This is a genomic window from Lactobacillus selangorensis, from assembly GCF_001437205.1.
GTDB classification, from domain to species: Bacteria; Bacillota; Bacilli; order Lactobacillales; family Lactobacillaceae; genus Paralactobacillus; species Paralactobacillus selangorensis.
On sequence record NZ_JQAZ01000004.1, the window covers coordinates 1 to 21,556 of the forward strand.

Annotated in this window: 23 protein-coding genes; 9 read left to right on the forward strand and 14 right to left on the reverse strand. The window is 45.8% G+C overall.

Features of this window, described 5'->3' with window-relative positions; all coding sequences use genetic code 11:
- Positions 1-302: 302 nt before the first annotated feature.
- Both IV40_RS05990 and IV40_RS05995 read right to left on the reverse strand, forming a co-directional pair.
- Positions 303-668, reverse strand: a complete 366-nt coding sequence (locus tag IV40_RS05990) for a CvfD/Ygs/GSP13 family RNA-binding post-transcriptional regulator (RefSeq protein WP_057769489.1) — start codon at positions 666-668, stop codon at positions 303-305.
- A 78-nt stretch (positions 669-746) separates the two neighbouring features.
- Positions 747-1,334 (reverse strand): peptidylprolyl isomerase, encoded by a 588-nt coding sequence (locus IV40_RS05995; RefSeq protein ID WP_057769490.1) that lies wholly within the window; start codon positions 1,332-1,334, stop codon positions 747-749.
- A 106-nt stretch (positions 1,335-1,440) separates the two neighbouring features.
- Here IV40_RS05995 and IV40_RS06000 point away from each other — a divergent pair, with 106 nt between their 5' ends.
- The gene (locus IV40_RS06000; RefSeq protein ID WP_057769492.1) at positions 1,441-2,430 is read left to right on the forward strand and encodes an NAD(P)/FAD-dependent oxidoreductase; all 990 of its coding nucleotides are present in this window, start codon (positions 1,441-1,443) and stop codon (positions 2,428-2,430) included.
- Between the two features lie 39 nt (positions 2,431-2,469).
- Here the strand turns inward: IV40_RS06000 and IV40_RS06005 are convergent, their stop codons facing one another.
- The 5 genes from IV40_RS06005 to IV40_RS06025 are packed head-to-tail and all read right to left on the reverse strand — an operon-like array spanning position 2,470 to position 6,550.
- Positions 2,470-3,117 (reverse strand): TIGR01906 family membrane protein, encoded by a 648-nt coding sequence (locus tag IV40_RS06005; protein ID WP_082617992.1) that lies wholly within the window; start codon positions 3,115-3,117, stop codon positions 2,470-2,472.
- The gene (locus IV40_RS06010) at positions 3,105-3,884 is read right to left on the reverse strand and encodes a TIGR01457 family HAD-type hydrolase (protein ID WP_057769497.1); all 780 of its coding nucleotides are present in this window, start codon (positions 3,882-3,884) and stop codon (positions 3,105-3,107) included. The genes IV40_RS06005 and IV40_RS06010 overlap by 13 nt, the downstream gene beginning before the upstream one ends.
- Positions 3,885-3,907: 23 nt before the next feature.
- Positions 3,908-4,492, reverse strand: a complete 585-nt coding sequence (locus tag IV40_RS06015) for a YutD family protein (RefSeq protein ID WP_057769499.1) — start codon at positions 4,490-4,492, stop codon at positions 3,908-3,910.
- A 48-nt stretch (positions 4,493-4,540) separates the two neighbouring features.
- Complete coding sequence (locus IV40_RS06020; RefSeq protein ID WP_057769501.1) at positions 4,541-5,920, reverse strand: bifunctional metallophosphatase/5'-nucleotidase; 1,380 nt, start codon at positions 5,918-5,920, stop codon at positions 4,541-4,543.
- Between the two features lie 12 nt (positions 5,921-5,932).
- On the reverse strand, positions 5,933-6,550 hold the full coding sequence (locus IV40_RS06025; protein WP_057769503.1) for a metallophosphoesterase: 618 nt from the start codon (positions 6,548-6,550) through the stop codon (positions 5,933-5,935).
- A gap of 146 nt (positions 6,551-6,696) precedes the next feature.
- On the opposite strand from IV40_RS06025, the gene IV40_RS06030 reads away from it, so the two are divergent.
- Positions 6,697-6,984, forward strand: coding sequence for a hypothetical protein (locus IV40_RS06030; RefSeq protein WP_057769504.1), 288 nt, complete (start codon positions 6,697-6,699; stop codon positions 6,982-6,984).
- Here IV40_RS06030 and IV40_RS06035 read toward each other — a convergent pair whose 3' ends face one another.
- Complete coding sequence (locus IV40_RS06035; RefSeq protein WP_057769506.1) at positions 6,985-7,317, reverse strand: hypothetical protein; 333 nt, start codon at positions 7,315-7,317, stop codon at positions 6,985-6,987.
- 13 nt (positions 7,318-7,330) lie between these two features.
- Positions 7,331-7,870, reverse strand: coding sequence for a GNAT family N-acetyltransferase (locus IV40_RS06040; protein WP_057769508.1), 540 nt, complete (start codon positions 7,868-7,870; stop codon positions 7,331-7,333).
- A 477-nt stretch (positions 7,871-8,347) separates the two neighbouring features.
- Here IV40_RS06040 and IV40_RS06045 point away from each other — a divergent pair, with 477 nt between their 5' ends.
- The 3 genes from IV40_RS06045 to IV40_RS06055 all read left to right on the forward strand — a co-directional run bounded on the left by IV40_RS06045 (position 8,348) and on the right by IV40_RS06055 (position 11,814).
- Positions 8,348-9,733 (forward strand): glycerophosphodiester phosphodiesterase, encoded by a 1,386-nt coding sequence (locus tag IV40_RS06045; protein WP_057769510.1) that lies wholly within the window; start codon positions 8,348-8,350, stop codon positions 9,731-9,733.
- Between the two features lie 50 nt (positions 9,734-9,783).
- Entirely contained in the window at positions 9,784-11,199 is a 1,416-nt protein-coding gene (gene pepV / locus IV40_RS06050) for a dipeptidase PepV (protein WP_057769512.1), read from the forward strand.
- A gap of 204 nt (positions 11,200-11,403) precedes the next feature.
- Positions 11,404-11,814, forward strand: a complete 411-nt coding sequence (locus IV40_RS06055; RefSeq protein ID WP_057769514.1) for an Hsp20/alpha crystallin family protein — start codon at positions 11,404-11,406, stop codon at positions 11,812-11,814.
- A gap of 64 nt (positions 11,815-11,878) precedes the next feature.
- On the opposite strand, the gene IV40_RS06060 is transcribed toward IV40_RS06055, so the two are convergent.
- Both IV40_RS06060 and IV40_RS06065 read right to left on the reverse strand, forming a co-directional pair.
- Positions 11,879-12,571 carry a YjjG family noncanonical pyrimidine nucleotidase gene (locus IV40_RS06060; RefSeq protein ID WP_057769516.1) on the reverse strand — a complete coding sequence of 231 codons (693 nt, stop codon included), beginning with the start codon at positions 12,569-12,571 and terminating at the stop codon, positions 11,879-11,881.
- Positions 12,572-12,654: 83 nt separating this feature from the next.
- Positions 12,655-13,377: a glucosamine-6-phosphate deaminase gene (locus IV40_RS06065; protein WP_057769519.1), complete on the reverse strand. Its 723-nt coding sequence runs from the start codon at positions 13,375-13,377 to the stop codon at positions 12,655-12,657.
- A 254-nt stretch (positions 13,378-13,631) separates the two neighbouring features.
- Between IV40_RS06065 and IV40_RS06070 the strand changes: the two genes are divergently transcribed.
- Positions 13,632-16,289, forward strand: coding sequence for a transglycosylase domain-containing protein (locus tag IV40_RS06070; RefSeq protein WP_057769521.1), 2,658 nt, complete (start codon positions 13,632-13,634; stop codon positions 16,287-16,289).
- A 58-nt stretch (positions 16,290-16,347) separates the two neighbouring features.
- Here IV40_RS06070 and ccpA read toward each other — a convergent pair whose 3' ends face one another.
- Entirely contained in the window at positions 16,348-17,349 is a 1,002-nt protein-coding gene (gene ccpA, locus IV40_RS06075) for a catabolite control protein A (protein WP_057769523.1), read from the reverse strand.
- A gap of 222 nt (positions 17,350-17,571) precedes the next feature.
- Between ccpA and IV40_RS06080 the strand changes: the two genes are divergently transcribed.
- Positions 17,572-18,681 (forward strand): M24 family metallopeptidase, encoded by a 1,110-nt coding sequence (locus IV40_RS06080; RefSeq protein WP_057769525.1) that lies wholly within the window; start codon positions 17,572-17,574, stop codon positions 18,679-18,681.
- 98 nt (positions 18,682-18,779) lie between these two features.
- On the opposite strand, the gene IV40_RS06085 is transcribed toward IV40_RS06080, so the two are convergent.
- Positions 18,780-19,181 (reverse strand): hypothetical protein, encoded by a 402-nt coding sequence (locus IV40_RS06085; RefSeq protein WP_057769527.1) that lies wholly within the window; start codon positions 19,179-19,181, stop codon positions 18,780-18,782.
- Between the two features lie 14 nt (positions 19,182-19,195).
- Positions 19,196-19,642: a DUF948 domain-containing protein gene (locus tag IV40_RS06090; protein ID WP_057769529.1), complete on the reverse strand. Its 447-nt coding sequence runs from the start codon at positions 19,640-19,642 to the stop codon at positions 19,196-19,198.
- 151 nt (positions 19,643-19,793) lie between these two features.
- Here IV40_RS06090 and IV40_RS06095 point away from each other — a divergent pair, with 151 nt between their 5' ends.
- Both IV40_RS06095 and IV40_RS06100 read left to right on the forward strand, forming a co-directional pair.
- Entirely contained in the window at positions 19,794-20,714 is a 921-nt protein-coding gene (locus tag IV40_RS06095; protein ID WP_057769531.1) for a mechanosensitive ion channel family protein, read from the forward strand.
- A gap of 214 nt (positions 20,715-20,928) precedes the next feature.
- The gene (locus IV40_RS06100) at positions 20,929-21,546 is read left to right on the forward strand and encodes a hypothetical protein (protein ID WP_156404250.1); all 618 of its coding nucleotides are present in this window, start codon (positions 20,929-20,931) and stop codon (positions 21,544-21,546) included.
- Positions 21,547-21,556: the final 10 nt, after the last annotated feature.

The following is a 21,556-nucleotide window of genomic DNA, read 5'->3' on the forward strand; positions in this document are numbered from 1 at the left end:
GATTTAAAAATTGTCAACCACTAATTTAAATTATTTTTGAAATGAATAAATATTCAATTCCTTGCAAATCATTCATCTGCAATCGACAACTTAATTAGTTTACCGTATCTGCTTTAATTTGTCAAATACTTTTTTCAAAAAGTTGATTTATAAAAGCTGATGCGGTGTTGTTCGTTGACAACAAAAAATAGTTTACCAAGATTTTAAAAGACCGTCAAGCATTTTTATGAACTTTTTTGAAAAAAGCTTCGCTACAAAATGAATATTCATACTAAATATCCATGAATATACGAATATTCATACTATTGAAACGACTCAACCGCCTCATCTAACCACCCTGGCATCTGCTCGGCAATCGGACGAAATCCAATATGTACCCGTCGATTGGTCCAATAATGCTTTTTATGCCGATATGGGGTAAGGTTCGGATCTGGCGTCAAAGCACGAATCGATAAACTTATTTTCTGACTATACTCATCAATGTCCAAAATAACAACACGTACCATTTGGTCGACCTTAAATAAAGAATTGATGTCCTTTACGAAACCGTGCTGGCACTCCGAAATATGAATCAATCCTTGTGTGTGCCGATCAAGGGCCACGAACGCCCCATAAGGCTGAATGCCGGTTACTTTTCCTTCAACAATATCGCCGATTCGATAAGTCATGGGAAAACCTCCTCTCGTTAAAATGTCCTTTAATAGTATAACCTATTTTTGGGCAAATAAAAAAGAGCGTTGCCGCTCTTAATCAGTAATCGTCACTTTTTCCAAGACAACGTCCTGCTTCGGCTTATCGCCACGGCTGGTCTTCTGCCGACTGATTGTTTCAGCAACATCCATGCCGGAAAGCACCTGTCCGAAAACGGTATGATGATGATCGAGCCATGGGGTGCCGCCGTCCTTTTGATAAGCTTTGATGATTTCATCCGGATAATTGGCCGCCTGCATCTGGCTCGGCATCCGTTTGTCCAAATGTTCATTCGTCACAATAAAGAATTGGCTGCCGTTTGTGTGCGGACCGGCATTTGCCATCGACAAGGCACCATTCAGATTAAACAGTTCATCTGAGAACTCGTCCTCAAATGGAGCTTGCCATTTGCTTTCGCCGCCCATACCAGTTCCAGTCGGATCACCGCCTTGAATCATAAAATCAGGAATGACACGGTGGAAAACAGTGCCGTCGTAATAGCCGTTCTTCGCTAAACTGATAAAGTTTTCGACCGCTTTAGGCGCCTGTTCTGGAAATAAGGCAACTTCAATTGTCCCAAGGTTGGTCGTTAAGGTTGCCTTAGGACCCTTAAAATCGGCTAAATCAAGTTGTGGATATGTCATTGTAACTCCTCCTTTTTATTCTGATTAAGAATAACTTGTCCCCGTGCGAAAGTCCAGCCACGTGTTAAAATGAAAACATCATTCTAATTGAATAGGGGAATTTTTCATGACAGAAACAGATTTATACGATTTAACCATCATCGGGGGCGGTCCCATTGGGATGTTTGCTGCTTATTATGCTGGCATGCGTCAAGCGAAAGTGCAGCTCCTTGAAAGTCTACCCGATCTTGGCGGCCAAGTCGCAGCTTTATACCCATTGAAGACCATTTACGATATTGCCGGCTTTCCAGCAATTGAAGGCAAGCAGCTCGTTCACTCGCTTGAAAAACAGCTAACTACCTTCCAGCCGACCATTCACACTGAGACGGCCGTTCAGAATTTTACCCAGCAGGCCGATGGCACCTATCAAATCGACACCAATAACGGAACTTATTATTCGAAAGCGATAATCATTGCGATTGGCAATGGCGCCTTCGAACCCCGGCGGTTAGCTTTTGATTACGACCCGAGCTTCGACCAGAAGTATGTCTTCTATGCCGCTAACCATCCGGATGAATTCGCCGGTAAAACCGTTGCGGTTGCCGGTGGGGGTGATTCTGCCATCGATTTGGCACTGACTCTGGAACCCATTGCTAAAAAAGTCTACTTGATTCATCGTCGCAACCAATTTCGGGGACTTGAAAGCAACGTCGCTAAATTGGAAGCCTCCAGTGTAGAACTGAAGACGCCATTCCTACTGAAGCAGCTTTCCGAACAAGATGACCAGCTCCATATTGCGTTAAACGAAGTTAAAGCCGACCATACTGAAGATTTGGCCGTCGATCGTTTAGTTGTCAATTATGGTTTTACAGCCGACACAAAACTGCTGCGTTCTTGGGGACTCGCGCTTGAACACCGGATGATCAAAGTCGATACCGAAATGAAAACCAATCTGCCGAACGTCTATGCGATCGGTGATACTGTCCAATATCCAGGTAAATTAAAACTGATTGCCAGCGGTTTTGGCGAGGCTCCGATTGCTGTTTCAACGGCCATGACGACCCTCTACCCAGATAAACGCCAGCCATTGCACAGTACTGACATCCAATTACACTAATTCAGAACATTAAAAAAGTCGCTCGTTGTGAGCGGCTTTTTATTTATCTGCTTTTAATTGTTTGCGCCCGGCGACAATGCCCCAAACCAGGAAGCCTTCAAAGAGGACAAACCCGATGATAAAGCACTGCATAAAGAAAGATTCAGGCAGGACATTGATGATCGGGTCCGTATTCGGATTGAAGAGCCAGTCCGAATTGCGGAACAGGATCTCATGGAACGTCACAAAGAATGCATCGAAGTTCATGGCGAGCAGGAAGGCCAAAATAACCGGCACCAAAGTCGCCCATTCAAATGGTCGAATCAGCCGCCATAATTCATGACTGCGCTTCAGCTTGCGCAGGAAAAAGAAGCTGGCGATTCCGGTGACTACGAGTACGATTTCCGTCAGTAAAAACAAGTGCCGGACATCTGCAAAATGATGCATGCCGGCATAGGACGACACAAAATTAGCGAGCGAGAACTTAACTGGCCACGGTGCGGTCAGATAGTGTAGGAGCTGGTGATAATTATGCATCAGCACATGCAGTTTCAAGTCGGCAATCACGGTCAGATGCTGCAACTTGCTGTTCAGCCAGAATAACGGATCCGAAATGAGGATCGTCAGGAAAATGGCGGCGGCGAGTATGGCTAAAAAAAGGGCGCACCAATTCAAGGTACGGCCTAACTTGTTCATTAGACGTCCCATTCGTCTAACCCGCTCACGTGATAGGTCGGCTGAATCGGCTTTTGTGCCACTTGTTCTGGGGTCGATACGCCAGTGTAAACCAGCAGTGTATCAATATCGCTATTGATTCCAGCTTGAATATCCGTCTGATAGTTATCGCCGACCATCAGGACTTCATCATGAGACAGACCGATTTTCTTCAAGGCTTCTTCCATGATGATTTTTTCCGGTTTACCAATATAAAAGGCTTTTTGCTGAACGGCACTTTCAACCATGGCAATGACCGAGCCGGCACCAGGGACAAGTCCCCGTTCGTTTGGCAAGTTCTTATCGGCATTTGTCCCGATAAACCGTGAACCGCTACGGATGGCAAGCGTCGCCGTCTCGAATTTATGGTACGTCGCATCATAGTCGAGTCCCACGATTGTATAGTCAGGATGTTCGACGTTCATCTTGAAGCCGGCATCCAGCAAAGCTGATTTTAAGCCGACTTCCCCAATGATATAAACCGTTTTGCCATTGGCAGTCCCGCCGTTTTCAGCCAATAAGTAGCTCGCCGTTGCCAAAGAAGGCGTGTACACCTGATCAGCCGACACATGAATATCGTGGTTATCGGCCAGGTTGTTGACCACCTGCTGCGGCGAACGAGTTGTATTGTTGGTCACGAATAAAAACGGAATCTGAGCAGCCTGCAAGCGGTCAATAAACCGTTTAGCGGCTGGAATCCGTTCACTGCCTTTGTAAATTGTCCCGTCGAGATCGATAAAATACCCTTTGTATTGTTTCACTTGTCCTGTTGCCTCCAGATTGATTAAGATTCAGTTTGTTTTTGCTTCTGGCGTGGGCGAATCGTAAACTGATGCTTGCCCTTGCCGTTTTGGCGTTTATTCGACTTGACAGCCTCCTGCCCGCTGCCTTTTTGGACGCGCTGCGGTTTGACTTTCCGTTCCGTATACGGCTTTTTACGCCGGTTGCGGCGGTGCGGTTTCTTCTTTTCGGGTACGTGTTTTTCTTGGCGTTCCAGCACAAAATAAGCACAACCGAAATTGCAGTACTCATACAGGTAGTCTTCCAGTGTCCGAATCAGCTGGTCGCGATTGGCTTTTTTATTATCGTCACGATAAAAGCCCCGCAAACGCAACTGGTCATAACCCCAGTCTCCAACGATGTAGTCATATTTGTTCAGAATCTCATTATAACGATCGTTCAGTTTGTCGAGGTCAAACCCATCCTTGAAATTGCAGACTAAGTCATAGGCGGCCCCGTCAATCGTCATCGTTTTAGTTGTTTTCATTACGACCCGCTGCGGCTTGCTGGCCTCAGCTTTCGTCAATTCATCAATTGCCGCTTCAACGGCTGGTGAATCTTTTTTCGGTTTTTGTTCTTTTGCTGTCATTTTTTTCACCTCCAGCGGCGCATAAAATCATGTTTTCAGTATACCATTTTAAGCAGGAAATTTTTTCTGCAAATAGCGGCCGACCATGTCCCGCAGAAAACCTGGGAATAGAATTTCGACGTTGCCGACAATTTCAATCGTCGGGAAATACGGCACAAACAGGTAATGATCAACCGTCGCCAGAGTATAAGTCTGCTCTGGGTCGATTGGCTTGTCTTTCCAGAAAACCCGGCGTGTGGCCGCATCATACTTAATCCCCCGATAACGGATATCGCCGAAGATTTTGCCCCGAAAGCCCATTCCCTTCATCGGGAAGTTGAGCAGATAACGACGGTTTTTCTCCATTTCCATGACCAAATGCCACATATCAGTTCCTTTTAGGGTCACTTTAATAATATGCATCGGATGCGGCATTTGGGTATGCAAGTCATCACGAGTGACTTTGCCAGCCGGCAATGAGCTCAAAAACAAACCGGTATTCAAAACGGCGGCATCCGTATGGGCTTCGCTGCATAAGGCTTCCAAGGCTGTATCAATCATTGGAGAGGCCCCCTCATGTTTGATCGGCAACGGTTCCGGCAAATCAGCTAAAACATCCTGAGCCAACAGCTCATGCCCCTTTTCGAGATAGCCGGTAATTTCTGCTGCATCACTGGCTTCTTGCGGGAGTTTTTCGGTCAAATGAGTCGTTGCTTCTTCGGAAACGATCTGATGCTGCTCATTCAATTGCAGCGTGATTTCACCGACATAATGGCCGTATTTTTCGGCGGCCGTTAACAATGTGGTCCCATCGACTTCCCCATCCGGTAATAAATGGTGGGTGTGGCCGCCGCAGATGACATTGATTTCCGGATAGTGTTTGGCCATATAGCGATCCATCGGCAGTCCCAGATGCGACAAAATGACTAGAATATCATATTGACCCTGTAATTTTTTCAGTAAGGGCGGCAGCACTTCCTGCACAACCTTCGGATGCCAGCCATTCGGTTCGTATGTCAAAAAGAACGGTGCTGTCAACCCAATCATGGCAATCCGAGTTCCTTGTTCAGACGTCACGATTTGATACGGTTTTGCAAAATCGGCTAGCTGGCCGGTCTTTTTATCGAATAAATTTGCTAATAAAACGGGAAAATCAGCCTTATCGTAAAGGTGTTCCAGCTGGTCGTGACTATTGCCGATGCCTTCGTTATTGCCAATCGTGACGGCATCGTAATTGCCGTCATTCAGCAATTCGGTGTTGATCTGCCCATTCGTGGCTTCGGTCAGCGGATGGACCCGATCCATCGCATCCCCGATGTCGAATGTCAACGTCGTTTCATGCCGCGCCTTAAATTGATGCTGGCGCTGATGGAGAAAATGCCGAATCTGCGGCCAGTTTTCAAAATGCGAATGCAGATCATTAGTGTGTAAAATATGAATTGTTTCCATAAAGAACCTCTTCTATTTTTGTTGGGCGGCTAGTTTCTTCAGTAACGCTGCTTTTTTCTGATAAATTTCTTCAATTTCAGCTTCGGACAAGGGTGTCCCAAATGGTAATTTGTGAGCAAGCAAGTCCCGTTCAGGGGCATCCACACCGACATTGATGTCTTCGGCAATCGGAACCATATTATGATGAATATGGCCATGCAGATTATAGATTTGATGAACGATTCCCATCATCATCGGGTAATGCGTCAAATAATACTGTGCATGGTCAAATTTCATCAATACCCCGACATCCGCAAACCGAAACTTTGGTTTGCCTGGTAAAACATCATAATTATGTTTATCAATGTATTTAAATAACGCCCGGCTATCATGATTGCCCTTAATCAGAATCAACTGTCCCTTTAATTGATTGAGAATCTGATCAACCTGTGCTTCACCTGGCTGGTTGCCGGGTGCCATGGCAATATCGCCCAAATGATAAACTTCATCCTTGTCGGCGATGCGGGCATTCCAATTATCAATCATCGTCTGGTCCATCACCTCGACCGAAGGAAACGGACGAGGAGCAAAATCATTATTGCCTAATAATTGTTTGTGGAAAAAATGAGTATCCGCAATAAAATATTTCATAGATGCTTCGCCTCTATTTCTACTGTTTCATCACTTCTATTGTACAATAAAAAGGAACCATGACAAACGTCCGTTTGCCATCAAAAAAGCCGACCACCCTGATTGGCGATCGGCCTGAACCTTCTATAGAAAGAAAGTGCTTAAAAATGGATCCATCTTTAAAAACAATTGAAAAAATCATCAAACACTCCGATAGCTTTCACATCGCCGGTTTAACAACGACCGTTTACATGACGAAAGCTGCTTTAATCAACGCTGGCATTCGGCATGATTCCAAGCGGGACTGGCGGGCTTACTTCGAACAGCAGCTGCCTGATTTTAGCGACAATGAACCCATTATTGTCGCTCGTCATCACCAGCAGAATCATTACTTCCATATCGAAGACCCCCAGCAGCTGAAACAGTTTCTGGAACAAGTCGTGGCGGGTGCCTAATTAACCGATGTGATTTTCCTTTAAGATTTCATGATAGGCATCCCGAATCTTGCCTTCGGGTTTGTCCCACTCTTCCCAATGGTCAAGCTGAGCAGTCGGCATCGTATAGGTGTCGTTGATATAATCTTCATAAATGATCACGGAACGTGAATGCGGAATGTTGAGCTGCAGAATGCGCACCGCCGTAATATAACCCCGGTTAGCGGCCAGTTCAGCCCGGCCATTGAGCATCACATTGCCTAATTCATAATAAGTACTGCCGTCCAGACGTTTGATCTGTTGAATCAAGGTGAACGTCTGGCCTTTTTTTGTGGTGACGTTGCTTTTTGCCATCCTGATTTCCCCCTTATTGTGTGTCTGTCGGTTCTTGAATCAAGCTGTACAGGACTTCATCGAGTAATTGGTGATGATAGCGCCAGTATTTGCGCAAAGTCCCTTCCTTTTGGAAACCGGCTGTTTCCAGATTGAGGCGGTACGTCGCATCAGCCGGATTGACAACAGCACTGACACGGACCAAATGGAGTCGTTTTGCCTCCATCGCCAAGGCCGTCAGGATTTCCTGCCCATATAATTCCGTATCTGTATCCGAAATCAAGGCATAATTGACAGTCGCACGTTGAAAATCCCAATGAATTTCATCCAAACTGCAGATTCCAACGGCATGCGCCCCGTTCCAGACCATATAGCAGATGGCATGCTTCAGTTTCATTTCTTCTTCATAAAAGTGGATCAAGGCCGTTGCTTCAGCCTTCGATTGATAAGTCGGAATGCGCAAATTGGCCGTCACCGTTTTGTCGCTGTACAGCGCATAAAGCCGATCAACATCCTGCCGCCGCAGCTTTTTCAATAATAAATGTGGTGTTTCGATTTCCCGTAAAAATTCCATCTTACGGCCTCCCGTTTCACTCCGATTTTTAGTGACCGCTCTTATTGTGCCCAACTCGAGGTCAAAATGCAACTGTCGACCTCAAGTGCTAGTTGTCATGCGTTTGAAAAAACGGTTTTTTCGCTGAATTGCTTGTTCATGCTCAAAGCCACCATCCTGCTTCACACGCTGTATTCCAAAAAAAAGACCACTGTCAATTGACAGTGGTCGGCATAAGAGAGAAAGAGAATTGTTGACCTTACACAACTCGCATGAGCTGCATAATTCCTATAAAATGCCGCACAGCCAGCACTATAGGCAAGCCCCGTTGGTTCAACGGTTATAAAGGAAAGCGTCGCCGTTTATCCTTCGAAAATAATGTTAGCGCTTTTTGTAAGCGTTGTCAAATAAATTTTGATTGCAATTGCAAGGAAAGACACTTTTTGCAGTCAATATCCCTTATAATCAAAGCAGACGTTTAAAAGGAGGAACGGATGGATGCATCTGAAGCAATTTTTCTTTGTGAATCTTTTTTTCGTGCTGTGGTTGACTTTAAGCGGTTTTACCGTTGTCGGACACCGTGGCGATCCAATCAACGCCCCCGAAGAAACCTATCAAAGTGATGACACCGCCTTTAAGGAAGGTGCCGATTATGTCGAGCTCGACTTGCATGAGTCGAGTGATGGTGTTTTGGTCATTTCCCATGACCGGCAGCTGTTACGAGTCACCGGTCAGGATGCGATTGTTTCGCAGAATACTTGGGCCCAGATTCATGCGATGAAGCAGAAGAACGGCGAGTCGATGCACAGTCTCGAAGAGCTGTTCATCCACTACCAAGACGACCCGAACGCTAAGTTTTTGATTGAAACGAAGAAAACTAAAAAAGGCAATCCAGCGGATATGGAAGAAAAACTGGCTGCCCTCATCAAACAGTACCATATGGAGAAACGGGTCATGATCCACTCATTTTCATTGAATAGTTTGGAAAAAATGAAGACGCTGCTGCCCAGTGTGCCCCGTTTATTTATTGTCGGTTCTTTGAAACGGCTCAATTTTGAAGCTTTCACTTATACGACCGGCGTCAATATTTCATCGACGTTAGCAACACCGGCCTTGGTCAAGGCCTTGCATGCGGCTGGCCAGAAAGTCTACATCTGGGATGAAATGACCGAAAATCGAGCTAGTTGGGACAAACTGGTCAACTTGAATATCGATGGTGTCGTCACCAACTATCCGGCGATCGGCCATGAGTATCAGGTCGCCAAAGATGCTTCGAGTGCTGTCAAACTGAATACCGTTGGCACTGTCAACACGAATAAGCAGACAATCAAAACCTATGAAAATCCCTATGAGCGCACGAATTTGAAAGCCGCCGCCCAGCCTGCCCAAACCTTTACAGTAACGAGCACGGTAACTTATCAAGGCCGTGTTTATGACCAGATCGGCACCAATCGCTTTATCAATGCCGATTGGGTCAATACAGGCGAAAGTGCCGATTGGGCCAAAGTCTTCTTAGGCAAACAGGCTTACATCCTGCCGCAGCATCTGCAAATCGCACTCTGGAGCGACCCGCTCTACCCGACTCAGCAGACCGGCACTGTCCTGCCGAATACAATGCACAAAATCGAGGCGGTCCGTTTTGTCGGGGCCAAAGCTTGGTTCAAATTGGCAGCTGGTTGGGTCCCAGAATCAGCCGTTTTAGTCAAGCTGCAGCCAGCTACCGATACAACTGCACTCCGCTTGAAACAGTATCAGCAGTTACCTGATGCCGTCCGTTCGAACCGGCTGTATCTGCAGCCGCAGCTGCTCTTGAGTTTGTCCCAGCAAACGGCCCGCCTGTACCCCAATAAATTTGCAAACTTTACAGTGCAAAAAGCGGCGTAAATATGCTATGGTAGCTGTAAGCGTTTATTTAAAAGGAAGGCTGTGAGAGTATGGCAATTGACTTTGAAAAAGAAGCGGAAAAATACCGGGAGGATCTCAAAAAAGATCTGATCACATTGTTGAAGATCGACAGCTCGCGTGACTTGGCGCACAAGAGTGCTGATGCCCCATTAGGCCCAGGTCCAAAGGCTGCATTGCTCCAAGCACTTGATTTTGCGAAGCGTGATGGCTTCCAGACCAAGAATGTTGAAAACGTAGCCGGCCGGGTTGAATACGGCGACGGCGATGAAATCTTGGGTGTCTTTGCCCATATGGACGAAGTACCGGCTGGCGACGGCTGGGACACCAATCCGTTCGAACCAGTCATCAAAGACGGCAAGATTTATGCACGTGGCAGTTCTGATGATAAGGGACCTGCTATGGCGGCCTACTATGGTTTGAAAATTTTAAAAGATAACGGCGTAAAATTAAATAAAAAAATCCACTTTATTTATGGGACCGATGAAGAAAATGACTGGTATGGTTTAAACCAATATCTGAAGTCCGAACCGACACCTGATTTTGGCTTTTCACCGGATGCTTCGTTCCCAATTATCAACGGTGAAAAAGGCATTACCAATCTGCTCTTCAATTTCGTCGCACCAAATGACGGCGGTGACTTTACTTTGCTGGAATTCAAGGCTGGCACTGCTTCAAACATGGTCCCGCAGACTGCCAAAGCTGCCATCACTTACAATGGCGATGACTTGCCGGAAGACTTCTTAGGCTCCTTCAACCGCTTCTTGGCGGATAACAAAATCAAAGGTACTATGGTCCGTGATGACAACAACATTGAAATTCAGGTAGTCGGCAAAGGAACACATGCCATGGATCCGAAATTAGGCAAGAATGCAGCCACCTATTTAGCTGCCTTTCTCGATCAGTATGATTTCGATGAACAGGGTCAAAATTACCTCGATGTGATTGCCACTTACATGCACAATAACTTCGACGGCAGCGGCTTAGGCATCGATCATCATGACGATCTGATGGGCGACTTGACTGCCAGCCCAGATGTCTTCGATTATACCCAAAATGGCAAGCAAACCTTAGTGCTCAACATCCGCTATCCACAAGGCACTGACCCTGACAAGATGATTAAACAGATGCATGAACACATGAATTTCCCAGCTGACCTTGAAATCACCGTTATGGGCGAACCGGAAGCACCCCATTATGTGCCGGGAACCGACCCGCTGGTTAAAACATTGCTGGACACATGGACCGATCATACTGGTCAACCGGGCCACGAAGAAATCATCGGCGGCGGGACTTATGGTCGTCTGATTAAACGTGGCGTCGGTTATGGGGCCCTCTTCCCGAACCGTGAAAATGTGATGCATCAAGCCAATGAATACATGTACATCGATGATATTTTGAAGGCATGTGCCATTTATGCCGATGCGATGTATCGTTTAGCAAAGTAACCGTCTTTCTGAAAAAATATTTTTTAAAAAAGTTTTGCGAGCCGTAACGATTGCTGTTACGGCTTTTTGACGCTTTTTTATTAGTACTCTACGCGTTAGAGTGCTAATAAATGCTTGCATTCCCGTCAAAACGGACTAAGATAGGGTTTGTAAGGTTGATGCAGCGCATCACCTTAAAAATATTTGAAGAGAGGTTCTTATCATATGGCAAACGAATTAAGCAGAAATAACAGTTTCTTCCCTGACTTTTTCAATGATTGGAGCAATAACTTCTTCGGTACGAATAATACATTCAAGACAGATATTGCTGAAAATGATGATGGCTACACCGTCACCAGCGAATTACCTGGTTTTAAGAAAGATAATTTAAACATTGATTATGAAAACGACATTTTAACCATCTCCGCATCCCGCAATAAGGAAGACGAAGAGAAGAATGAAAACGGCGATTTGATCCACAGCGAACGCAGTTTCGGTCAAACTTCCCGCCAGTTCTATCTCAAAGATGGCGACCAGAGCAAAATCACTGCCAAGTATGATGGCGGTGTTCTGACAATCGATGTGCCAAAGCTGGCTCCTGACCAGAGTGGTCATCACAACATTGAAATCAACTAATTTTCATTACCAAATGAGTATTAAAAGAGCATCCAGAAAAATTCTGGATGCTCTTTTTGTCTGTCTAAACAGCCTTTAATAACGCAACCAATTCCATTAAGTGATCAATCTGATACGTTGGTAAAATGGCGGATCGGTTCGGCTGGAAATGCGGATCATACCAGACCGTGTCAAGTCCGTTGGCATCGCCGCCCTTGATATCGGAGGTCAGCGAATCGCCAATCATCAGTGTCGTGGTTTTCTCGAAATTCGGCAGTTTTGCTTCAGCTCGTTCGAAAAATTCAGCCGTTGGTTTTTGAGCCTGCAATTCCTCTGAAACGAAAATATCATCGAAATAATCGATCAAATGGGCGGCTGTCAACCGTTGACGCTGGGTATGTCCCACTCCGTTCGAAGCGACATACAAATGGTAGCCGGCTGCCTTCAACGTTTTGAGCAGTGCAGCGGCTTCAGGAATCTGTTTGTGGCCCTCATCCAACGAATGACGGTACATCTTTTCATACTGGATTCCATCAACCTGTTCACCCAGATGGTCAAATAATTTTGAAAAACGGGTGTCCAATAAATCCTGACGCTTCAAATCGCCTTTTTCATAAGCACGCCACATATCCTGGTTCATATCATGGTAATAGGCCCGAATCGCCGGTGTCAGCTCATGCTGCGTGTCGGCAAATAGTTGCGTCAAAGCATCGTATTCTGACGCCTGAAAGTCGAGCAGTGTGTCGTCGACATCAAATAATAACATTGTGTAATGCACAATTTAACCTTCATTTCATTTTTTAAGTCTTATTGTATCAAAAAAAGGTACGGAACAAAATCCGTACCTCCATAAAGAACTAATTAGTTGTCATGCTTTTCAGTTAACTTGCTGGCAGCAGCTTCGTCAACAATAACTGTGACATCTGCATGTCCTTGTAAAGCACTGGCAGGAACATCCGTTGTCTTCGGGCCTTCAACCATGCCTTTGATGGCGTCTGCTTTGTTTTCACCGTAAGCAAACAAGATAATCCGCTTGGCGCTTAAAACAGACCCAATCCCCATCGATAAAGCTTCCTTTGGAACATCGTCTTCATTAGCGAAGAAGCGTGAGTTCGCCTTGATTGTCGATTCAGTTAATTTAACTTCGTGCGTCTGGCTGTCAAATGGTGTACCTGGTTCGTTGAAACCAATGTGTCCATTTTGACCGATTCCTAAGATTTGGATGTCGATCGGATTTTCAGCAATGATTTTATCGTAATCTTTGCCGGCTTGCGCAATATCTTTGGCCATGCCATCGGGTACATATGACTTTGCAAATGGCTTCTTATCGAATAAATGTTCTTTCATGAAATAATGATAACTTTGATCATTTGTATATGGTAAGCCCACATATTCATCCAAGTTAATGGAAATGCTGTTTGTGAAATCAATATCACTAGCTGTTAATTCATTGTAGAAAGTGATTGGTGAACTACCAGTTGCAAGCCCCATTACCTGCAGTTCATTGTTCTGCATATGACGCTTAACGATTTCGTAGCCTTTACGGCCGCCTTCTTGCTGATCCTTTACAACGATAACTTTCATGAAAAGACTCCCCTTCCAGACATTTAATTGTCTCAGACAGATTTTGTATCCGTTCTTATTGGTATAGCCCAATTATAGCGCGCTCTTTTTAGATGTGCAACCCTTTTTTAACATTTTTATAAACCATTTTGCGAACCCATGAAAGTCCGTTTAAAGATTCTGAAATCTGTTATAATGATTAGGAGTAACTGCCAGGTTTTCCGGCAGTTTGCTCACGGTATTTGATGCCGAACTTAATTAAAGGTGGGGTTACGTTGAACAAACCACAATGGTTTCGCACACTTATCCAGCGCTGGCAAAAGGCTTACCAACATTTTCTCGGTAACGCCCGTAGTCATTTTCAAACGAAACAAACACCGCACGCTGATGAAAAGCCACAATCATCTAAACCTCAGGAAACACAAGACGATTGGAATGAAGAAGAAATACATACACGGCGTGCGTACCGTTTAGCTCGTGAGCACCGGTTGCAGCAGAAAAAGGAACCTACTACGCCACAACCAGTTGAAACGGTCCCCAGCGAACCGCATTCACCGCAATTTTATGTGCATGTCGTTCTTTCTACTATTAAAAGTGTGTTTCTATATCTGATTTCGATTGGATTGATTCTCGGTGCACTTGCGTTCGGGACCGGGATGGGCTATGTAGCTGGTATTTTACATACCGTCCAAGTGCCTAAGATTTCAAGTCTGCGGACTCAGATCAACAACTTCGATACGTCATCAACACTGTATTTTGCCAATAATGTCAAAATGGAAACTTACAAAGCGGATTTGTACCGTAAGCCCGTTTCACTAGCAAACATTTCTCCTTATTTGCAGAAAGCAATCGTGGCCACCGAAGATGAAGATTTCTATCAGAATAAAGGAATTGCACCTAAAGCAATCGTTCGGGCCGTTGCATCGACCGTTACTGGTGTTGGTGCTCAAACCGGCGGGTCGACCTTAACCCAGCAGCTCGTCAAACTGCAGGTTCTCTCTTCGGAGACGACCTTCAAACGGAAAATCAGCGAAATTGCGATTGCGATGCGCGTCGACAAGTACTTCTCAAAGGATGAGGTCCTGCAGGCGTACTTAAACGTTGTCAGTCTGGGCCGCAACAATCGCGGTCAGAACATCGCTGGGGTTGAAGAAGCTGCCGAAGGATTATTCGGCAAGCATGCCAAAAACCTGACGCTGGCGGAATCGGCCTATATCGCTGGGATGCCGCAGAGTCCGTCCGTTTACACCCCCTACACACAAACTGGGAAAGTGAAGAAGGATCTCAGTTATGCGATGGAACGTAAAAACACCGTCTTATTCCGAATGTATCGTGACAATGCAATCACTTACAAACAGTATCAAGCGGCGCGCAAAGTCGACCTACGTTCCGAATTCCAGCAGCCGCAAAAACCGCTGACCCAGAAAACGACATATGGCTACGTTTATAATCTGATGACACAGAAAGCCAACACAATCTTAGCAAAACAATTAGCGAAGCAAGCTGGCGTCAAAATGTCCAAATACAATCAGGACACGGCCCTGCAGAATCAGTATTATAACAAAGCCAACACTGAGTTCAGTGAAAAAGGCTACAAGATTAACGGAACAATCAATAAGAAAGTTTACAATAGTATGCAGAAAGTCATGAAGGAAAGGGAAGATACCTTCGGTGAAACGAAGACGAGTTCGATTCCAAATGTCGCGACCGGGAAATCATCAACCGATACCGAACCCGTTCAGAACGGGACCGTCCTGCTCGACAACAAGACAGGTGCGCTGATTGGCTTCGTCGGCGGCCGTAACTTCAGCTTGACGCAGTACAATCATATCTTTGAAAAACGTTCGCCGGGTTCAACCATCAAACCGATTTTAGTTTATGGACCAGCGGTGGAAAACAAACTCATCGGCACGCAAAGTATGATTGCCGACTTCAAAGTCGATTTCGGCGGTTATTCACCGACCGATTACGATGGCGAAATCAAGAACAAATTTGTCTCCGCCTCACAGGCGCTCGAACATTCTTACAACATTCCAGCCGTTAACTTGTATAAGGAATTATTGAAGAAGAAGAATCCAAAGGAATACCTTGAAAAGATGGGCATCCACTTTACCGATTCTGAATATCAGCTGCTGGGACTTTCCTTAGGCGGAACAACCAACGGCGTGACCGTTACTCAGGAAGCCAGCGCCTTCTCGACCTTCTCCAATGAAGGGAAACATGCTTCGCCGTATGTCATCCAGTCAATTACTGATCCGTCTGGCAAAGTGATTTACCAGCAGAAGAACACGACGCAACGGGTCTTCTCCAAGTCAACCGCTTATATCATGAAAAAGATGCTGAAAGGCGTTGTCACTGACGGGACTGGTAGTGATGTCACGAATCAGCTGAACTTCAATACGAAGAACCTGATTGGGAAGACTGGGACTTCAAATGACTACAAGGATATCTGGTTCATTGGGAGTACACCTGGTGTCACCCTTGCTTCATGGATGGGTTACGATAATAACTACGGCAACAGCTACACTTTGACGAGTGAAAGCTCCGAAAGCAACAATGCTTATTGGGCCGCCCTTGCCAATGCGATCTACAAAGCTGACCCGTCGGCCCTCAAGCTGAAACAGACGATGGCCAAACCATCCGGAGTCACAACGACGACGGTGCTGAAAAAGACGGGTCTTAAGAAAGGCGACGTCACCATCAACGGTACGACACATTCGATTACCGGTTCGACCGTCAAATCGCTCACGAATGGCTACACACCTGGCAAAACCACTTATCACTTTGCTATCGGCGGTAATTCCAAGAACTACAAGGAATTCTGGAATTATGATTTAGGCAAATCGAATAAGTATGGTATCGCCACCGTCATCAATTCGAAAGGCAAAGAAGTCACCGCTATTTTAGGCAGTGACGGGACCCCAACGAATTAAACAATGATATCAAAAAAGCGCTGAACGAAAATTCGTTCAGCGCTTTTTAAAGACGCTTTTATTTGGTAGATTGCCGCTTAACGAGGTCATAAGGCAGGATGATTGTCTTCTGATCAATATCTTCCTTATTCATCATCTTAGTCAGCAAACGCATCGCAACGGCACCGATATCATACAACGGCTGTTGAATGGAGGATAATTGCGGCCGGATCATTTCAGTCAGTTTCGTGTTGTTGCTAGTAACGACTTCAAAATCTGCTGGGATCTTGACGCCAGCATCGACAGCGCCGTCAAGCACCCCGACAGCCAATTCATCATCACTGACAATCGCAGCTGTCGCCCCAGTTGCCTGAATATCATGCCACAAAGCTAACCCGGCGTTGTAACTGTATTCCGTTTGGAAAACCAAGCTTTCGTCGTATGGCATCTTAGCGGCATCCAAAGCCTCCTGGTACCCCTTCAAACGATATTGCCCATTGATCGGCTGATCGAGACTGCCGGATACAAAAGCAATCTTCTTGTTGCCGTTGTTAATCAAACGAGTCGTGACATCTTTGATGGCATCCCGATAGTCGATATTGACACTGCCGATGTCATCCTGCGGATCGATTGTCCCCGCCAGAACGACTGGTGTCTTCGAACGGGACAATTCGTTGCGCAAGTTGTCGGAAATGGTGTGTCCCATGTAGATCAGACCGTCGACCTGTTTGGCCAACAATGTGTTGAGCACTTGGACCTCACGCTGATTATTTTCATCGGAGTTGGCTAAAATAATGTTGTATTTGTACATCGTGGCCACATCGTCGATCCCACGTGCCAACGATGAGAAGTAGATGTTGGTCACATCAGGAATGATGACCCCGACTGTGGTGGTCTTTTTGCTGGCCAAGCCACGTGCAACGGCATTCGGACGGTAGTCTAAACGGTCGATTACGGCTAAAACCTTTTTACGAGTGGCCGGCTTTACATTTGGATTTCCATTCACAACACGTGAAACGGTTGCCATAGAAACGTTGGCTTCACGCGCAACGTCATAAATTGTGATGGTTTGTTTTTCCATATTTGCTGATTTTCCTTTCATTTCTGTTTCATAAATTTTCTTTCATATTGTCATTCTTAAGGTTAGCAGAATCTTGTTTCAAATGCAAGCGTTTTACAAAAAGCATTTTCATAAATCTTTCATCTGCAAATACCACCCTTTTTAAACACCGGCGACTATGCTATATTTAGATTACATTTCAGGCTGTTCGCACAGCAAATTTAACTAAAAGGAGTGGTCATTGTGAATCAACCATTACAAGCCTTGCAAAATTGGATTGCCGACGAAAATATCGATGTCGCTTACATCAGCAATCCCACCAACATCCTCTACTTCTCAGGATTCGAAAGCGACCCTGAAGAACGGGTCCTCGCCCTCTTTGTCTTTCCAGACCAAGACCCCTTCCTCTTCACCCCGCAGCTCGAAGTCGAAGCTGCCAAGGAAGCCGGCTGGCCCTACGATGTTTACGGCTACCTCGATCATGAGGATGCGTTTGCAATCATTGGCAATGAAATCCGCAAACGTAACCCTGACCCTACCCAATGGGCTATTGAAAAAGATGACCTTCCTGTTCAGCGCTACGAGGCCGTTTTAACCCAATTTCCAAATGCGAGTTTTCCCGCCGATGCCTCTCGTTTTATCGAACAATTAAAGCTGATTAAAACGCCGGACGAAATCGCCATTATGGAAGCAGCCGGCCGCCAAGCCGACTATGCTTTCAAAATCGGGTTCGAAGCCGTCCGTACTGGCCGGACCGAACAAGAAGTCGTCGCTGAAATCGAATACGGCCTGATGAAAAAGGGCGTCATGCACACTAGTTTTCCGACAATTGTTCAAGCCGGCGTTGATGCCGCTGATCCCCATGGTGCGCCGACCCAGGCTAAGATCGAACCGAATGAATTGATCCTCTTCGACTTGGGAACGGTCAATCGGGGCTACATGAGTGACGCCACCCGCACGATTGCATATGGTACACCAAGCGATAAAGCCCTCGATATTTACAAAGTCTGTTTAGAAGCCCAATTAACGGCCCAAGACGCCATTAAACCCGGCCTCACCGCTGCCGAACTCGATCAGATCGGACGCAGCGTCATCGAAAAAGCCGGTTACGGCGAGTACTTCATCCATCGTCTGGGGCATGGGATTGGCACATCGACCCATGAATTCCCATCAATCATGGAAGGCAACAACATGGAACTCCAGCCCGGCATGTGCTTCTCAATCGAACCAGGCATCTACATTCCAGGTGTCGCCGGCGTCCGCATCGAAGACTGTGTTCATGTGACCGAAAACGGCAGTGAACCCTTTACGCATACTTCCAAAGAATTATTGACAATTGAACCACGCAATTAAAATGAAAACAGCCCGCAATTGCGGGCTGTTTTCAGTAGTGTGTAAAAATAAAACGAGACCTGACTTTAAACGTCATGGCCTCGTTTTTAATTGAAAATTTATTCGTCTTTGGCTTCCCCGAAAGCACTCTTACCATCGATGACAATGTCGTCCATATCAGCTTCGTCAGCAGCCTGAGCGGCATCGGAAGCTAATTTATCGGCGGATTGCTTCACTTGATCCATTTGAGCACGAACCGCATCAGTCGACTTCTTCAGGTTATCCTGAACATTTTTCTTCAGCTGATCCTGTGCATCCTGGATATTGTTCAAGGTTTCCTTTTCGTTCTGCTGAATATCCTGATGACCGGATAATTGCTGTTTTAAGCTATTAAAACGTTGTTGTACGCCCTTTACGATGTCGTCGCTGGTCACAGGGGTCAAGAACAATGTGGCCAGATAAGTGGTCGCACCGCCCAAAATAAAGCCGAGCACGAAATGATTTTTATTCTTCTTTGCCATGGAAATCCATCTCCTTAGGACTGTTGATCCGTTGAATCGTCATCTTTACGATGTTTGTTGTAGAACCGGAGGGCGCTTAAGCCGACACGGGACGCAACACCAGCTTTAGCAGTCGTTTTGCCGACATCGTTGATTCGGTTGACCAAATGATGACTGGCATCATTGACATCGGAAACACTCTGCCCAAGGTCGCCAGCTGCTTTGAAGACGGGATCTAAGTCTGAGACCTTCCCGTTTAAATCATTTAACAAGACATTGGATTTTTCCAAAAGGCCCTCGACTTGTTTTGATAAAACATCGACGTCGTTGGTCACAACTGTCACGGTCCGATTGGCTTCCTGAACAGTGCCCTGAACTTCTTTCATAATCTTGGTAACCCGGCGAATCGCCATCACCAATGCGAGTACTAAAATAAGAAATGCGATTGCGGCGATCAAGCCAGCAATTTGTCCACCTGTCATGTAACATCCTCCCTAACTATGTAGCTAATATGAATTATACTTAGAATATCATCATTTGCGGTCTTCTTCAATTCCAAGTGCGGTGTTCCATGCGGCAAATGAAAAAAAACTCTGGTAAAATAGAAGCAAAAATAAGAAAGAAGGCACGCCTGTGTTCCTTGCCATGAAAGTCAAAACACCCAGTCATGTTGTCCGGCTCTTCCAGCATTACTGGAAGACAATCAGCTGGGATCAAATTTTAGCCAATACAATCGACGGGCTCCTGCAGATTATCTTTTTCACGATCCTGTTTTGGGTCATCGACCGACTGGCAACGACCCTTGCCAGCCGGGCCTTCAAAGGCTACGACAAAAAAGAAACACGTGAATCATCCAGCCGGATGAATACGTTGTATACCTTACTGATGAATGTCGTCCATTATACGACCCTCTTCTTCTACTTGTACACCTTGCTCAGTGTTTTGGGGGTCCCCGTCGGAACCTTGCTGGCCAGCGCCGGCATTATCAGTCTAGCAATTGGACTTGGTGCTCAGGGACTCGTCAATGACGTGATTGCCGGAATCTTCATTTTGCTCGAACAGCAATTTAACGTTGGCGATGCCGTCCAAATCGGCGACGTGTTAGGCACCGTTTCGGCAATTGGAATCCGCACCACTCAAATCACCGGTTTCGATGGCACCCAGAATTACATTTCGAACCGCTCGATTACCTTAGTCACCAACCTCTCCCGTAACGATATGCGGGTTCTGATCAACCTCAGATTGGATACGGATGCTGATGTTGATCAAGTTCGTCAGGTCGTGACCCAAGTCAATCAGAAAAAAGTGCCGCAGACACCCGAAATCAAATCAGGTCCCGTCGATCGCGGCATCATGGACCTTGGTAACGGCGTGCTCGCCTACCAGATTATGATGTACGTTAAAAACGGCACTCAGCTAAAAATTCAGTCGCAATTTCAAGAGGCCTATATGGAGGCACTCCATAAAGCCAAAGTGCCGCTGACAGACCCGTCCGTACCGCCCTTTCCAACCGGGCAGCAGCCCGATCCGCCGGAAGCACAAAGTCATCAGTGAATTCCAACACATCTCTCACCAGATGTGTTTTTTAGTAAGTTTTTAGAAACCGTTTACAATTCAGGGGCGACACGTTACACTTTAATTAGTTAAACAGAAAGAGGCAATCGAGACGGCATATGGTACTAATTATTTTAAAACGACCCGTGATGAATATCAGCCCTATGACGGCATTTATGCTTTGGGTACGTTTATCAATCAAAATCCACGTTCGATGACGGAAGATTATTTTCCAGTCCAGCCCACCGCCAATACTGTCACCATGTTTAATTTACTGCGGCAGCAGTTCGGTAAAAACTCATTCGAAGATGAATACAATCAGAATCGTGCTAAATACACATCAACTAATAAATGGCTGCAAACGTTTCTCGGTGACAAATTTCACCAAAACATTCAGGTCGTCGCCGAAGCTGATGAATTTCTCGACGGCATCGGCAATCAAGCCGCCGAACATACCTTGCGGCTTGTTAAAGTCGTTGATCAAAAAGCACACATCTACTATTTCCTGTTGACCGGTGTGGCCGTCTTGGAAACCAAAAAAGACGAACTGATCAATGCCGGCCAGCTCGCCCGCCAAAACGACCCCTTCATGGTTCAGAATCAAGAGTTGAAACTGAATGAACCAGCATTGGCGCGTTGCATCCTAGCACTCGCCAAAAATTATTTTAAAGATGCAGTGACGATGGATGACGTCGCTCAGATGTACGCCTTTCAGAATATCGGCGGCAAATTCCTTGATCCTGGTCTGACGCAGGTCGACCCTGATTCAGGCCAGATTAACCGGCTCTGCTACTTGCTAACGACGCAAAAGAAATGGCAGAATAATGCTTAAATTAAAAAAG